Here is a 14,913-nt window from a genome sequence, read left to right on the forward strand (position 1 = left end):
GGAGGACACCGTGACTGTTTCGTAGGACGCAGAAGCGGCGGTACGCATTCGATCCGAATGTGTACCGCCGCTTCTGGGCTTCTCTTGGCTGCTTCAGCCTTCGTCGCAGAGCAGGTGGAACCAGCTGTCGGCGAGGATCTCGAGGGCATGCTCGCGGTTTGGTTCAAGCTTTCGCCGGGTCCAGAGCGTGGCCACATAGTCAAGCTGCGTGAAGGCCAGGGTTCCGCGGATGTGATGCGTTTCCTCGGAGAAGCGGCCAGCGAGACGCATTCCCTTGACCAGATCGGAAATGACTTCCTCGTGCCATTCCTCCACCATGGTGCGCACCTCGCGGTCCACAGCGGCTGCCTCGTCAAGGATGTCGAGGTAGGGGCGGAAGACCGGCCAGAGCGCCGCCCTTGATTCAAGCCAGGCAAGAATGCCCGCCAGCTCGCCCACACGCACCACGTCCACGAGATTGGCTTCCGAAGACCCCGCCTCCGGGCCGTCCGCCCGGTCCAGCACGGCGTTGACGCGCCCCATGAAGTCCCTCATCAGGTCACTGCGTGAGGGGTAGTAGGCATAGAAGGTCACCCGGGTGGTGCCAGCTGCCGCCGCGATCTCATCGATAGTTGTCGCGGCATAACCCTTCTCGGTGAAGAGTTCGAGTGCGCGCTCAACGATCATGTCGCGCGTGAGCTTTTTCTGGGCTTCCCGAAGCGACGACATGGGTCAATCCTAACGTTCTGTGGTGTCAGACGCGGGCGGACCCTGCAGGGCGCAATGCAGCGGGACCTGTGTCAGCCAGGCGACGCAGTTTGGGGACGGGGATACGGTAGTTGACGGCGGCGGCGGTTCCTGAGCCGTCGTCGTTCTGCCATCGCATTAGCAACGACCCGCTCTCCCCGCCGGGCTCACAAAAATCGGCTTCGCCGGTCACGGGCGTGAATCCGACTGCCTTAAGGGAAAGGCCGAAGCCCTCGGTCCAGAAGTACGGCGTGAAGTTCAACTCCGGTGCGGCGTCGCCCTGCAGCAGGCCGACGGCGGCGACCTTCGCCTGGTCGATGGCACTCGTCCACAGGGGAACCCGCTGAACTCCGCGGAGGGTTGGGAAGAATGCCACGTCACCTGCGGCGACGATCTCCGGCCGGGCCCGGCCGCGGGAATCGACGCGCAGCGACCCGTCCGTGAGGATGCCTGAGCCTGCGAGCCACTCGATATTCGGGTCGTCACCGATGGCGGTGACCACCAGATCGGCATGGAGCCCGGTGCCGTCGTCGAGGACGACCCGTGTCCCTGAATCGTGATGTGCAAGGCGGGCATGCCCGCCTTGCACCACGCGCAGGCCGCGCTGGATGGCGGCAGTCGTAAAGATACCGGCAAGATGGGCACCGAGTTGGCGCGCCAGTGGCGCGACGTCGGAGACGAGCGTGACCTCGCAGCCCAGATGCAGGCAACCGGACGCTACCTCCATCCCGAGCGGGCCACCGCCGATCACAATAACGGACGGACGCGAGGCGACGAGTTCCTTGAGGAGGATCGCATCCTCGATGGTGCGCAGGGTGAGCTCGCGGGGACAGCCATCCCCTTGCTGTACGCCAGTGAGGCGCCTCGCCCGGGAACCGGAGGCGATGACCAGGCCGTCATAGGGCAGCTCACCGCCCCCTTCCAGGCGCACGAGGCGGGCATCGGCGTCAAGGCCCGTGGCGCGGACGCCGAGCAACTCGGTTGCATCGTGGGTAGGTTCGGGGAGTTCGTGCGCCTGGAGGGTGTCATCACCGTGAAGCAGCGCTTTGGACAGGGCGGGGCGGCTGTATGGGTGGTGGCGTTCCGCGCCCACAACGGTCAGTTCACCATCGAATCCGGCCGAGCGCAGCGAGTCACAGGCAGTGAGTCCGGCGATGCCGTTGCCGACCACAACGATCCTCCGCATCGTCATGCCGCGGCCAATCGCAGGGCAGCAACGGGACAAACCCTGACCGCCGCTTTGGCGGCGTCCACGTCGGTCCCGTCCACCTCCGGCACATCGATGACCAGTTCGCCGTCGTCATCCAGGTGCATCAGTTTGGGGGCGGCTTCCTCGCAGAGTCCGTGTCCTTCGCAGCGCGGACGGTCCAATTCGATCCTCATGCTGCCACCACCTTTTCAACCTGCAGCGACTCGAAACTCCGGGTGATGTTACTGGGCTCGCGGGCCTCGTCGGAAATGGTCAGCGATTTCACCCGACGGGCAAGGGCCTCGATGATTGCGTGCGCCTCAAGCTTCGCCAGACCCTGGCCGGCGCAGCCGTGCGGCCCATAGCCGAAGGACAAGTGGTCCACGGGATTGCGCTTGATATGGAAGGCGTCCGGGTTCTCGTAGTGCCGCGGGTCCCGGTTGCCGGCCCCGAATAGAATGCCCACCTGGGCGCCCCTTGGAATGATGGCTCCGTCAATCTCCACGTCCCGGGTGGCCTTACGGCCCCAGATATGGACCGGCGCCCAATAGCGCAGCACTTCGGCGAAGGCCGCGGGGACGAGCTCCGGGTTCTGCCGGACCAGCTCGAACTGCTCAGGGTGGCGGCCGAACAGCGCAACGATGTTCCCGATGGAGGCGATGGTGGTGTCAACGCCAGCTCCGAGGTACTGGTGGATGATGTGCCCTGCGGTGCCGGCGGGAATCTCGCCCCGGGTCTCGGCGTCGAAAATGCCGCGGCCAATGGAGCCGGGGGCCAGGTCTTCGGCAATAACCGACGAACACCAGCCGTAGAGCTCGCCGGCGATCGGGAAGCTCTCCTGGGTGCGCTGGTTCAGCGGGCCGATCACCTGCATGGCGGCCTGGCCCCAGCGGAGCATGTTGTCCTTGACGTGACCCTGGAACCCGATCAGATCGGCAACGATTTCGATCGGGAACGCACGGGCCAGGGAATCGATGGCCTCGAAGCTTCCGCTGGCGGCCAGTTCGGCAACGAGCATGTCGGCTTTTCCGTCAATGACCACCTTCAAGCCGCGGAGCGCGCGGGGGGTGAGGTTCTGCGACAGCGTGGCACGAAGCTGGGTGTGGATTGGCGGATCGGAGGCCAGCGAGGTGCCCTGCAGCGCCTCGTTCACCATGGGGTTGAACCCGATGCTGGTGGACGAAAACGTTTCCGGATCGCCAAGGGCGTCACGGATGGCGTCGTAGCGCGTCAGCACATACAGGTCGTTCTTGGGCAGATGAACGACGGCGGCCTGCTCGCGGAGCGCAGCGTAGGTGGGGTAGGGGTCGACGAGGATGTCATCATCCCAGATGTCGATGTCGGATGTGATGGGTGCAGTCATGGGTTTTCCTTTTGGTGATGGCAGGTCGTGGTCGGCGCCGGAGGTCAGCGTTGGACGGTGGCTTCGGCGTTGGCTTCGGTGGTCTCCGCGATGGCGTCGGGCGTAGGTGCCGGGGTCCGTGCTGAGATGAAGAGGGTAAGGACGGCGGAGAGGACCGCCGCGATGCCCGCGGTGAGGTACACAGCCTGGAACCCCTGGCCGAGCGAGGTCTCCGCCACGCCCCGGATCTGAAGCTGTGCAGCGTTGATGGCCTGAACCATGCCCTCGACGGCCTGCACCGGCGCACCACTTGCCGTTGCCTGCCCGGAGAACTGGGCGATCACCCCTTCCCAGCCGGAGAGGAAGCCCAACGGCGGCACGTTTGCCAGCCCGTTGACGGCCTCCGAGGGCAGGCCTGCCCCGCTGAGGATCCCGGCGAGGGGACCCGCGAAGGCCGTGGCTCCGATCCCGAAGGCGATGGCTGAGCCGACGACGGGGCCGAGGGCGAAGCCAAGGTCGCGCAGGAGGTTTGTCGTCGCCGAAGCCATGCCGATCTGCTTGGGCGGGACGGTGTTGATAGCAACAGCGGTGACAGATCCAACGGTGAGGGCGAATCCGATACCCAGCACCAGGAGCGGCGGGATGAATGCCGTCCAAGGGGTGCCGCCGAAGGCCTCCGGGGTGCCCAGGGCGAAGGTGGAGAGCCAGAAACCGGAGACGGCCATAAGCGCGAAGCCAGCAGTGAGCACCCAGCGCGGGGCCACGTGGTGGATGAGCCATCCTACAACCGGGATGAAGGCGAATGCAGGCCCCTGGATAAAGACGAAGAGCACACCGACCTTCCAGGTCTCAGCAAGGGCAAGCCCGCTGACGGCGACGCTGGTGCTGAAGCAGATCGCGAGGAAGGCGAACATGCCCGTGACCGCCACAATGCCGGTGATGGAGTAGGAGCTGTTCCTGAACAGCGACAGGTGGATCAGTGGCTGCGCGGTGCGTAATTCGATAACGACGAACGCAACCAGGAGGACGCCGCCCACGATGTAGCTTGCAATCACCTGGGCGCTGCCGAAGCCGGCATCCACTGCGGTCACCGTGGCGTAGAGAGCGGCGATCAGGCCGAGCGCGAGCGTAATCTGGCCGGGCAGGTCCAGTCTGCGCCCCTCGGCGGCGGCGGAGTCCTTCGCCCGCAGAGCGACGATGAGGACGAGAACGGCAATTACTGCTGCAATCAGGTAGGCGGCCCGCCAGCCGCTGAACGCATTCGGTGCGCCCGGAGCAGCGCCTGGAACGGTAAAGAACTGCGCCGTGAAGCCGGCGAGCACGGGGGAAATAACCGCGCCGAGGGACAGGAACCCTGCCCAGGTGGCAATAACCTTCGCCCGTGCGCGGTGGTCAGGGGTGATGGCCGCGATCATGGACAGCGAGATGGGGAACAGGATGCCCGCCCCGATGCCGCCGACCGCCTGCGCGACGATCATCATTCCGGTGGTCTGCGCCACCGCTGCGAGTACGGACCCGGCAACGCTGACCGCGGCGCCGACGTAGAGCAGCTTCTTGCGTCCGAACATGTCGCCAAGCAGGCCCCAGCTGAGCTCGAAGACCACGATGCCCATCAGGAACATGCCCGCGATCCAGGTCAGGCCTGCGCCTGATGTGCGGAATTCGACGGCGAAGGTGCCGCTGAGGGCACCTGGCAGCGCATTGGTGATCTGAGCCAGGGTAACCGCGCTGTAGGCGGCCACGAAGGTGGCCCGTACCGAGCCGGGACTTCGCGATATTCCCACCTGCGCAGTGTTGGTCGTAGTCATCGGTGAAACTCCTTTGTTTCCTCACTCACGTGATGTCGCTAACAGTCTGAAGCGAACGCTTACACTGTGTCAAGTAAATTTATGCACGAAAGTTTCCTTGACACCGTGTAAAGAATTGTGTGATGCTGGCGACACCGCAACGGAGCGACGGCACGTTTCGAACTCCGCGGCGCTCCTGCATTCAGCACCCGATCTCCAAGGGAGAAGCCAAGTGAGTCACACCACCCCCATCACTGCCGGTGACGCGTTCCAGCCCACGGACGGCAATACCGTCAATACGGTCCTCGGGCCTGTACCTGCTTCTGAACTGGGCGTCGTCGCGGTCCACGAGGCCTTGTTATCGGTGCTCCCGGGTGCCCAGTACGCTCCTGACATCTCCATGGACCGGGCGGAGACCTTCCAAACCCTGGCCGGCAAGTTACGGGACTTCCGCGAGCAGGGCGGCAAGACCATCGTTGACAGCACCGGCATGTTCCACGGCCGCGACCTCAAGCTCTATGAGGCGCTGTCCCGATCCACCGGCGTCCACATCGTCGCCTCCACCGGCCTGGGCCCTGAGGAAGAGCTCGGCGGGTACTTCCTGACACCGCAGACCAACCCGCCCACCCCGTGGCCGGCCGAGAAATTTGCCGATCTTTTCGGCAAGGAGGTCACCGAGGGGATGGTGGTCCCCAGGGTGGAACGCCGTGCGGCAGCCGGAATAGTCGCCACCACCGCTGACCGGGCCGGCATGACCCCGACGGAGGAAAGCCTCTTCCGCGGATCCGCGCGGGCTGCCCGGGAAACCGGGGTGCCCGTCTCCATCCGTTTCGGCGCCGACGCCCTGCACGACCTGGACGTCATCCTGGACGAGCAGCTTCCCGCGGACCGCGTGCTGGTTGGCGGCCTCGATCGGCGGGATGCGAAAGGCTCCGCCGTTGAGGTAGCGGCCCGCGGGGCTTTTGTGGGCATTGACCGCGTGGGACTGAACGATCACGCCGATTACCTCACCGACCAGGAACGCGCCGAACTGATCCTTGAACTGGTGAAAGGCGGCCATGCGGACAAGATCATCCTCTCGGGCAACTCGATCGGCGTGGCCAAGGGCCTGCCGGAGTACAACCTGCCTTACAGCCACGTATTGACCACGTTCATGCCCTTCCTCCACGCCCGCGGACTTGGTGAAGACGACGCCCGACGCATCCTCGTGGAGAACCCGCGCAATCTGCTGACCGTGCGCTAAGCAACGCGCCGCCCCCCCACAACAAGCTTTCGAAACCCTGAGGTGAACGAATGACCAAGGTCAACACGGTGCTGGGAACCATCCCGGCCGAAGAACTGGAAATCGTGGCGGTCCACGAACACATCGGCTACGGCATGCCCGGATCCGAACTGGACACCAGGTGGTGGAAATCTCCGGAGCAGGCGTATGAGGAGACCGTGCCGAAGCTCCGGAAGTTCCGCGAGTACGGCGGCGGGACGATGGTGGACGCCACCGGCATCTGCAACGGCCGCGACATCGACTACTACAAGTCCCTCTCCCGGAAGACCGGCGTCAACATCGTGGCCTGCACCGGCTTCGTCGGCGGCGACACCGCCCTGCCCCACTTCTCCCGCGCCACCGTGGACTACCTGGCCAAAGTCTTCATCCACGAAATCACCGTCGGCATCGGGAATACCGGCGCCAAGGCCGGCGTCATCAAGGTCGGCGTCAGCCGCGGCGGACGCATGACGGACCTGGACAAGCGGATCTACCGCGCCGCGGCCCGCGCCGCCGTCATCACCGGAGCCCCGATCCTCACCCACCTGGCCATCGACCCCGAACCCGCCGTGAGCATCTTCAAAGAAGAAGGCCTGCCGCTGGACCGGGTGCTCTTCGGCCACGCCGACGACGGCCTGAACGCCCCCATCACCCCGCACGACTGGATCTACGAACAAGGCGGCCGGATCGGCTTCGACACCTTCGGCTACGACCTCGAAGTGCCCGACCCGCCCTTCTGGGGCCGCAAACGTGCCGAGCGCATGGAGCACTTCGTCAAGCTCGTCAACAAGGGCTACGCGGACAAACTCCTCGTCTCCGCCGACGCAAACTGCAGCCCCCTTGGCTGGCCGGGCGTGAAGGGCCACACCATCAACTACATCTTCGAGGACATGATCCCCGACATGCGCGCCGCCGGCATCGACGACGCCACCCTCAAGCTCCTCCTGGAAGAGAACCCCGCCGACTTCCTCTCGCTCCACGCCTGACCCACAAAGGCCACCACTCCCTCCACCCCCAGGCCCCGCCTGACACACGAAAGAGACTTATCCAATGAAGGCTGAAGACCTCAAAAACCTCAAGATCGCCATCGTCGGCGCAGGCTACGGCGGCGCTGCCGCGGCCAAGGCACTGAGCCTGCTCGGTGCAAACGTCACGGTCTATGAGCAGGCTCCGCAGATGGGCGAGGTCGGCGCCGGCATCGGCCTGCGCCCGGCCACCGTGGCCCGGTTCCGCCAGTGGGGCATCTTCGACGCGATCGCCAACGTCAGCTCCGCGAGCGACTACTTCCAAATCCTCACAGCCACCGGCGACCCGATCATGAAGGATACCTGGCCGGAATCCGGCGAAGAGAAGCATACCTACCTCATCCATCGCCGTGACTTCATCGAGGCGCTGCTCGGCGTGCTCCCCGAGGGCATGGTGCAGCTGGGCCACCGGCTGGAGACTGTCGAAGACCAAGGCGGCCGCTCCGTCCTGACCTTCGCGAACGGTGAGACCGCCGAGGCCGACCTGGTGGTCGGCGCCGACGGCATCAAGTCCACGGTGCGCGAGCAGCTCTTCAGTGCCAAGGGCCCGGTATTTTCCGGAGAGCACGCCTACCGCGTGGTGATTTCCGCCGACGACGCCCACGGCATGGTGACCGATGACAACCTGCGCATGTACATCGGCAAGGGCACCAAGGTCTACCTGCTGCCGCTGCGCCACCGCAACCAAATGTCCTTTGATATCACCGCCCTGAACCCTGACGGCACCTGGGCGCCCAGCATCACCAAGGAAGACCTCCTGAAGACGGTGGAAGGCTTTGACGAGCGTATCGTCGGCATTGCCCGCGGACTGGACATGGACAGCGTGAACATCCGCGCCGTCTATGACATCGACCCCGTGGACACCTGGCACACCGGCTCGGTGGTGCTGATGGGCGACGCCGCCCACTCGATGCTCCACCACCAGGGCCAGGGCGCCAACTCCGCCATTGAAGACGCCGGAGCGCTGGCCGACGCACTGGCCCAGGCCGGCTCGGTCAAGGAGGCGCTGGCCTTGTTCCAGGCCACCCGCAAGCCCGTTACCGATGAGCTGCAGCGCATCTCCCGCCAGGGCTGGAGCGAAGAAGAGGTCAACGACGTCTTCCCGGGCCAGAAGCCCAAGTCCCAGCAGCCCACCGCCGTAGGACAGGCCTGAGCCCATGTCGCTGCATCCCGAAATTGCCAAGATCCTCGGCACCCTCCCGCCGCCGCCACCGGGCCCGCTGAACCCCGACGCCATGCGTGCCGGCGAAGCAACGCAGGTCCCACCGCTGGAGGACCGCCTGCCGCTGCACGCCGTCGAAGACGCCACTGCCGTGACGCCAGCCGGCGACATACCCATTCGGATCTACACACCGGCCGACGCCAACGCCTACGGCCTGCTGGTCTACTTTCACGGCGGCGCGTTCTTCCTGGGCAGCCTTGACACCCACGACCACGTGGCGCGGGCCCTGGCCAAGGAAACGGGCCACAAGGTCATCTCCGTTGGCTACCGGCTTGCCCCCGAGTCCGCCTTCCCGGCAGGGCTCGAGGACTGCTACGGCGTTGTCCGCTGGGCCGCGGGGCACGGTGACAGCCTGAAATGGGACGGAAAGAACCTCGCCATTGCCGGCGACAGCTCGGGCGGAACCTTTGTGGCCGCCGTCGCAGCCAAAGCCCGCGACGACGGGTTCAACCGGATCACCCACCAGGTCATGTTTTACCCGTCCCTCGACCTGGACTTCGACGAAGACCGGTACCCCTCGATGCGGGAGAACGCCGTCGGGTACGGCCTCGAAACTGCGGGTTTGAAGCCCTTCAACTCCTTCTACCTCCAGAACGGTGCGGACCCGGCCGATCCCCTCGTCTCCCCCATCAAACGCCAGGACCTTACCGGGCTCCCAGCGGCGCTCATCATCACCGCCCAGCACGACCCCCTGCGGGACGAAGGTGAGCTCTACGGCCGGCGGCTGGAAGAGGCCGGGGTGCCCGTCACCGTCAGCCGGTATGCCGGCGCCGGACATGGCTTCGTCCAGCACTTCTCCTGGCTCCCGGAGTACCACCGGGCGTTCGAAGAGACGGCGGCGTTCCTGAACACTGCACCGATAAAAACGGAGGCCGGGCAATGACAACACCTGTCGCTGTCCATCCTCTGGTCTCACCGTGGGGCAGGTTCGGGCTGTACAGCTTCTTCATCGACGCCCCGGAACCCGCCATCGTGGACACCGGGATCGCGTCCTCCCCCGCTGAAGGCATGGCGCCGGCACTGGAAGCCATCGGCCGCCGCATCGAGGACGTCCGCTGGATACTTCTCACCCACGGGCACATCGACCATATCGGAGGCGCGCACGCCCTGTGGGAACTCACCGGGCGGCGCGCCAAGGTGGTAATCCACGAGGCCGATGCCCCCATGCTCCGCTCACGCCGGGCGCACGTGGACGAATATCTTTCAGGCCGGGGCCAGTACCTGCAGGATCCTGACGGCGAGACGAAGCAGGTGGCTGCCGCCAACGCCGTGATCTCGGGGGAGATGGAGCCGTCCATCCTCGTACGCGGCGGCGAGACCATCTCGTTGGGAGACGACGTCACCGTGTCGGTCCACTCGATTCCCGGCCACACGTCGGGTTCAGTGGCCTACGTCATCGACGGGCAGAACGACGTCTTCGTCGGAGACGCTGTGCAGGTCCACGGCGCCGCAAATGGGTTCCCAGGCTACGTGGACCCCGAAGGTTACCGCTCCAGCCTCGAATACCTCCGAGACAAGGTCCGGCCCCGCCGTCTGTATCTGGGGCACCCCTACCGTCGCGGGGACGGCACGCCCTACGGCGTTGAACTCGATGAAGACCAGGCCCGCGAAGCCCTCACCGAAAGCCTGGACACCGAAGCCCGCGTCAGCGCGGCCACCTGCCGGTGCCTGGCCGCTCGCCTTGAGGACACGGAATCCCCATACTCACCCTTCGCACCCGCGGCTCGGGAGCTTCATTACGACGGCGACCCCGCCCTTGAGCCCTCGCCCTTCTTCACCACAATGAACGGCTACCGCACACAATTCCCCACGCCTTTGCAGAGGAGCATTCACCACCATGGCTGAATACCAGACGATCGACGCCGGCGGCCAGAAAATTGCCGTCCGCAAGGACCTGCGCGTCCCCATGCGCGACGGCGTGGAACTTGCCGCCGACGCTTACCAGGGCACCGATGACAAGCCACGGCCCGCACTGGTGGCATTGAGCCCGTACGGCAAGGAACTGCAGGCCCTGGCCCTGAGCACCCCGCCGCAGCGCCGGCCCAGCCCCATGTGGGACGGCTGCATCGAAGCCGGTGACATCGCCCGGATCGTAAAGGAAGACTACGTCCACGTCATCGGCGACCTGCGCGGCTCCGGGCACTCAGGCGGCGAACATATCGGCAACTACAACGCCGGCGGCGTCTCCCTGGGCCAGGACGCCTACGACTTCATCGAATGGGTCGCTGAGCAACCCTGGTGCGACGGCAACGTGGGCATGGTGGGCATTTCCTACTTCGGATCCATGCAGATCCTCGCCGCCGCCGAACGCCCGCCCCACCTGAAGGCCATCTTCGTCTCCGGCGGACACTACGACTTCTACGAAACCACCTACCACGGTGGCGTCATGTGGTTCATGCCCCGCGCCGCCCGCGAAGGCCGCGGCGGGGACTCCGGCTGGGCCTTCACGGATCGGGTGAAGTCCCGGATGATCGAAAAGCACTCCCCGGAGGAACTCAAGGAGCTCGTGGCCAAACGCCTGCAGGACCCGGACGTAGCCGCCTGGCCCAACCTGGTGCACGTCCTGAACTACCCCACAAACCACGAAGCGTGGTTCGACATCGTCATGAACGAACTCGACGGCGACTGGTACGAAGAGCGCAATCCAATCACCCTGGCCCCGAATATCGATATCCCGGTGTGGCTGCAGCTGGACCAGGGCCGCGGCTGGACGCTGGACGGCACCATCGAGCTGTTCAATGCGCTCAAGGGGCCGAAGAAGCTGGACATCGGCCCGTACCCGCCCATGCAGTCCCGGCCCTTCATCGAAGAGCACGACAAGATGTTCCGCTGGTACGACTACTGGATCAAGGGCATCGACAACGGCGTGATGGACGAACCCGCCGTGTCCGTCTTCGTGGAAGGTTCCCGCGAGGTGGTCACGGCGGATGCATGGCCGCCCAAGGACATCGAGTACACCTCCCTCTACCTGCGACCGCGCCACAAGCTCTCCGCTGAACCAGAGTTGATGGGCACCGAATACGCCGCCCCCGACGGCTTCTACCAGGCGCCGCTCACCGTCACCGACCAGGTGCAGATCATCAGCTGGAGCACGGAAGCCTTCCAAGAACCCACCGAGATGATCGGCACCGGTGCCGCACACATCTTCGTTCAAATCGACCAGCCGGACACGAACTTCATCCTGCGCCTGTGGGACACAGCGCCAAACGGGAAGCGGCAGCTCATCACCACCGGGTACCTCAAAGCCTCCCATCGCGAACTCGACGACCGTACCACCGAGGGCAGCCCCTACCACCCGCACACCCGTACGGTTCCCGTGGAGCCGGGGAGAATTGAAGAATACGTAGTTCGCCTCTACCCGTTCGCCAACACCTTCAACCCGGGACACCGCCTCGTTGTCGAACTGTCCAACAACGAGCCACTCGCCGACGAGCACAACGCACTGCTCCCCCCGGACGCCTTCCACCTCCCGGTCGGCAGGCCCGTTACCCACAAGATCTACCGCGACGCCCACCACCACTCCCGGCTTGTCCTGCCATTCACAACGCCCACGCAGGAAACCTGAGACTGCTTTTCGCAGGCAGGACGGGTGGGACATCACCGAACCAACGAGAAGCTGATAAGACATGCCCCTCCGCACGCGCCGAAATGTTCCACAGACCCCGAGCCGGGAAGAATGCCTGCCTCATACGCCGGAGCCCAGCCCGATAGCCGTGGAGATGCCGACCCGTCGGGCAATTCCCGTTGACATAGACGAAATTGTTGCCTCACCCTGGATCGGGCTCCACTATAGGCACGAGTTTCTGCTCCACCACAGGCACGAACTCTTGGTAAAGGCCCAGTCGTGAGCCGTTGCTGAGCCCGAGCGCTTGCTGGCCCCGCTCGCGGGCAGACCCTATTGGTGGGAGCTCCGGATAGAGTCCGGCGGCATCGGACTTCAGCAGGACCAGGATGCCGCCTTTCCGAACTCTCCCTCCACACACCCAGCCGTACAACCAAGCAAGGCTTGGTCCCTGATACGGACCAAGCCTTCCTTGGGTCGAGTCCCTGGCCCAGGCCGTCGCGGCACTGACCTGACTTCGCGTCATCGCAGAGTCCTTCGGGGATGAATGAGGCGGACGCCCGGGCGCACTGACGGTCCAGGGTGACTCAGAGGTTGATTCTCCTCTTTCACGACCATGCGGGCCCGAAACGGAATGATCATGTAGTACCCGTTACTCCGGACCATGAATTGGTGTTGGACGCTCCGCCCAACAAGCCAGAACCGGAACGAGGAACGACAGAAAAGCAGCAGACAGCAGCATAGGACCCACAAGCCAAGGTCCTGATCCCGCCACCCACACACCCGAACAGGCCACCGCGGCGGCCAGGCCAAAGCCCACGAACCAACCGTCAGAGTCAACGGGCCAAAGCTCTGTACACACGCTCAAACCAAAAAACCCCCTCTCTCGAGGCGATTTGTCGTGCCCGAGGTGGGACTCGAACTGTCTTCTAGGCCTTGCATACACCGGGAATTGGCGGAAACACGGGAAATCCGAGCGGGTTCGACCGATATACCTCCCAGTTCAAAGGCCAGAGTGTGGACATTGCCCGCACCCCTGCGCAAGGGCCAATTTCTCGAGCTCGGCCGGTGGTCCCCGCAATGTGCGGTGTTTTACCCGCGTTTCCCGTGCCGGCCATCACACTGGGAGCAGGTGCATCCCGGGGGTAGGTCAGGGCGACCCTCGGGAGCCATGATGACACTATGACTGATCCCCAGCGGAAGCTGTCCGCCGCCGAGCTCACCGAGGCCGGGCTCACCGGCTGGCACCTGATCGGCGAGGCTCTCACCGCCAACTTCAAGACCCGCAAGTTCTCCACCGGACTGGAACTCGTGAACCGCAGCGGCGCCTCCGCCGAGGAGGCCAACCACCACCCCGACCTCACGCTCACCTACCCCGAGGTCCGCGTCACGCTCTCGAGCCACGATGTCGGCGGGATCACCAGCCGCGACATCGAGCAGCCACGCCGCCGACCTCGGGGTCGCCACCGCGGAGTGAGTTCCCGCCGTCGGGCAGAGGCGAAGACTCGTCGAGGCGCTAAGCGGCCTTTACGGAATCTCCACTATCGACGTTTTAAGGGTTCGTTGGCCGAATCCCGAGCTGTCCGGGACTTTGCACCTGCCTGCTTGTTACTTCGAGCTGAACATCTGCTCGACCGCTACAAAGCCCGGAGAGGTGGATATCTACGGGTTCAAGGACTCTCGCAGTTGTCGCAGCGCGTCCTGGACAACGGTTTCAGATCGATGTATCTCCCTCACGTTCATTCCGGTGAATTCTTTTACCGCACGGCGCAGGCTTTGCACATTGGTGAATCCAGACATGGTCGCGATTTCTGAGTAGGTGATCCTTTGGGCGTTGGGCTGAAGGAGGAGTTCGAGGGCTTTGCGGGTCCTTATTGCGCGTATCCGCTGGCCCAAGTGAAATTCTTCGTTCTGGAAGAAGTAGAACAAAGAGCGACGGGAGAGATTGAATTTCTCCGCGACCATAGCCACATCAAGATTCGGGTTGTCATAACTGGCATCAAGATATTTCTTCACTGCGCGGCTTAGGGCCGGTTTCTGCGTCTCATCATTGACTGCGGTTTCGAGCAGGGAACCCACAAGGGTCGCCATAACAGATCGGAGGATTTCTGCGGTGCCCGACGCTTCGCCGTCGATGCCGGGCCGCTTCCAGCTCAGCAGAGCAGGGATCACGAAAGTGCCCACAATTGGGTGATTGGCAAGGTCAGGCAGGCGAAGCAAGGAACGCAGCGCTGCTTGACTCACATTGAGGCTGGTGCGGTCAATGTTGAGTTGCAAGGCGTGAAAGCCTTCGGGCGCATCAAAACTTCCGCCCAGCGAGGTATCGATAAACCTCACGGAGCCTGGTGATATTGGCTCAGGCACCCCGTCGAGGGTGAGGGTTAGGCCCGGTGCTTTGCGGAAATAGGCCAGGCGCACATCCGTGGCGTCGGGGTTGGGCGTCCACAAGCCCCGAGCGGCAGCGTTATGCATTTCTATAAGGCTGAAGCCCGGCCCGGCAAGATTGATGGCTGAGGGGTTGACGGACAAGGGAGTCGTGCGGGCAATCTTCTCCAAGCGCATTGGGGTTTCCACAGCGCTGCCATACCAGACACGCCAATGTTCGAACCGTTGTTCGGGAGTGAGCCCCTCAGGAACTTTATATAGTCGCAGTCGGCCGCTGTTCGCGTTCTCCGATTGAGGCATACCATCCTCCTCACCAGCCGAGCACTTGGGCAGTGCTGAGAGCGGCACGACCGTTAGCAAGCGGTCGCCGGAGGCTCAAACGACCGACTGGAACGACCTCGGCTGTTATGCGTA

The 14,913-nt window shown here is 64.3% G+C and carries 12 protein-coding genes and 1 pseudogene; 7 read left to right on the forward strand and 6 right to left on the reverse strand.

The annotated features are described in order from the left end of the window. Positions 1-93 precede the first annotated feature (93 nt). Genes PUN71_RS06980 through PUN71_RS07000 form a run of 5 tightly spaced genes read right to left on the reverse strand, consistent with a single transcriptional unit; the run spans position 94 to position 5,065 of the window. Positions 94-708, reverse strand: a complete 615-nt coding sequence (locus tag PUN71_RS06980) for a TetR/AcrR family transcriptional regulator (protein ID WP_277797832.1) — start codon at positions 706-708, stop codon at positions 94-96. Positions 709-733: 25 nt separating this feature from the next. After that, complete coding sequence (locus tag PUN71_RS06985; RefSeq protein WP_277797833.1) at positions 734-1,918, reverse strand: NAD(P)/FAD-dependent oxidoreductase; 1,185 nt, start codon at positions 1,916-1,918, stop codon at positions 734-736. Beyond that, a complete protein-coding gene (locus tag PUN71_RS06990) occupies positions 1,915-2,109 on the reverse strand; it encodes a ferredoxin (protein WP_277797834.1) in 195 nt (64 codons plus the stop codon). The genes PUN71_RS06985 and PUN71_RS06990 overlap by 4 nt, the downstream gene beginning before the upstream one ends. Continuing rightward, positions 2,106-3,278 (reverse strand): cytochrome P450, encoded by a 1,173-nt coding sequence (locus PUN71_RS06995; RefSeq protein ID WP_277797835.1) that lies wholly within the window; start codon positions 3,276-3,278, stop codon positions 2,106-2,108. Before PUN71_RS06995 ends, PUN71_RS06990 begins: the two co-directional genes overlap by 4 nt. Positions 3,279-3,322: 44 nt before the next feature. Further along, positions 3,323-5,065, reverse strand: a complete 1,743-nt coding sequence (locus PUN71_RS07000; protein WP_277797836.1) for an MFS transporter — start codon at positions 5,063-5,065, stop codon at positions 3,323-3,325. 211 nt (positions 5,066-5,276) lie between these two features. Between PUN71_RS07000 and PUN71_RS07005 the strand changes: the two genes are divergently transcribed. The 7 genes and pseudogenes from PUN71_RS07005 to PUN71_RS07035 all read left to right on the forward strand — a co-directional run. Further along, positions 5,277-6,287 carry a phosphotriesterase family protein gene (locus PUN71_RS07005; RefSeq protein ID WP_277797837.1) on the forward strand — a complete coding sequence of 337 codons (1,011 nt, stop codon included), beginning with the start codon at positions 5,277-5,279 and terminating at the stop codon, positions 6,285-6,287. A gap of 50 nt (positions 6,288-6,337) precedes the next feature. Then, positions 6,338-7,291: a phosphotriesterase family protein gene (locus PUN71_RS07010; RefSeq protein WP_277797838.1), complete on the forward strand. Its 954-nt coding sequence runs from the start codon at positions 6,338-6,340 to the stop codon at positions 7,289-7,291. Positions 7,292-7,355: 64 nt separating this feature from the next. Further along, positions 7,356-8,483 (forward strand): FAD-dependent oxidoreductase, encoded by a 1,128-nt coding sequence (locus tag PUN71_RS07015; RefSeq protein WP_277797839.1) that lies wholly within the window; start codon positions 7,356-7,358, stop codon positions 8,481-8,483. 4 nt (positions 8,484-8,487) lie between these two features. Next, positions 8,488-9,435 carry an alpha/beta hydrolase gene (locus PUN71_RS07020; protein ID WP_277797840.1) on the forward strand — a complete coding sequence of 316 codons (948 nt, stop codon included), beginning with the start codon at positions 8,488-8,490 and terminating at the stop codon, positions 9,433-9,435. Next, entirely contained in the window at positions 9,432-10,397 is a 966-nt protein-coding gene (locus PUN71_RS07025; protein ID WP_277797841.1) for an MBL fold metallo-hydrolase, read from the forward strand. Before PUN71_RS07020 ends, PUN71_RS07025 begins: the two co-directional genes overlap by 4 nt. After that, positions 10,390-12,117: a CocE/NonD family hydrolase gene (locus PUN71_RS07030; RefSeq protein WP_277797842.1), complete on the forward strand. Its 1,728-nt coding sequence runs from the start codon at positions 10,390-10,392 to the stop codon at positions 12,115-12,117. Before PUN71_RS07025 ends, PUN71_RS07030 begins: the two co-directional genes overlap by 8 nt. A 1,179-nt stretch (positions 12,118-13,296) precedes the next feature. After that, positions 13,297-13,491: pseudogene (locus PUN71_RS07035) on the forward strand (4a-hydroxytetrahydrobiopterin dehydratase); the annotation flags it as partial. A gap of 285 nt (positions 13,492-13,776) precedes the next feature. Here PUN71_RS07035 and PUN71_RS07040 read toward each other — a convergent pair. Then, positions 13,777-14,676, reverse strand: coding sequence for a helix-turn-helix domain-containing protein (locus tag PUN71_RS07040; RefSeq protein ID WP_277797925.1), 900 nt, complete (start codon positions 14,674-14,676; stop codon positions 13,777-13,779). Positions 14,677-14,913 lie beyond the last annotated feature (237 nt).

This window comes from Arthrobacter sp. NQ7, from assembly GCF_029581595.2.
GTDB lineage: Bacteria > Actinomycetota > Actinomycetes > Actinomycetales > Micrococcaceae > Arthrobacter > Arthrobacter phenanthrenivorans_B.

Excerpts from the sequence above, each read along its gene's own strand:
- PUN71_RS07000 (WP_277797836.1), bottom strand. The coding sequence starts at position 5,065 with ATGACTACGACCAACACTGCGCAGGTGGGAATATCGCGAAGTCCCGGC.
- PUN71_RS07010 (WP_277797838.1), top strand. The coding sequence starts at position 6,338 with ATGACCAAGGTCAACACGGTGCTGGGAACCATCCCGGCCGAAGAACTG.
- PUN71_RS06995 (WP_277797835.1), bottom strand. The coding sequence starts at position 3,278 with ATGACTGCACCCATCACATCCGACATCGACATCTGGGATGATGACATC.
- PUN71_RS07025 (WP_277797841.1), top strand. The coding sequence starts at position 9,432 with ATGACAACACCTGTCGCTGTCCATCCTCTGGTCTCACCGTGGGGCAGG.
- PUN71_RS06990 (WP_277797834.1), bottom strand. The coding sequence starts at position 2,109 with ATGAGGATCGAATTGGACCGTCCGCGCTGCGAAGGACACGGACTCTGC.
- PUN71_RS06985 (WP_277797833.1), bottom strand. The coding sequence starts at position 1,918 with ATGACGATGCGGAGGATCGTTGTGGTCGGCAACGGCATCGCCGGACTC.
- PUN71_RS07020 (WP_277797840.1), top strand. The coding sequence starts at position 8,488 with ATGTCGCTGCATCCCGAAATTGCCAAGATCCTCGGCACCCTCCCGCCG.
- PUN71_RS07030 (WP_277797842.1), top strand. The coding sequence starts at position 10,390 with ATGGCTGAATACCAGACGATCGACGCCGGCGGCCAGAAAATTGCCGTC.
- PUN71_RS07040 (WP_277797925.1), bottom strand. The coding sequence starts at position 14,676 with ATGCGCTTGGAGAAGATTGCCCGCACGACTCCCTTGTCCGTCAACCCC.
- PUN71_RS07015 (WP_277797839.1), top strand. The coding sequence starts at position 7,356 with ATGAAGGCTGAAGACCTCAAAAACCTCAAGATCGCCATCGTCGGCGCA.
- PUN71_RS06980 (WP_277797832.1), bottom strand. The coding sequence starts at position 708 with ATGTCGTCGCTTCGGGAAGCCCAGAAAAAGCTCACGCGCGACATGATC.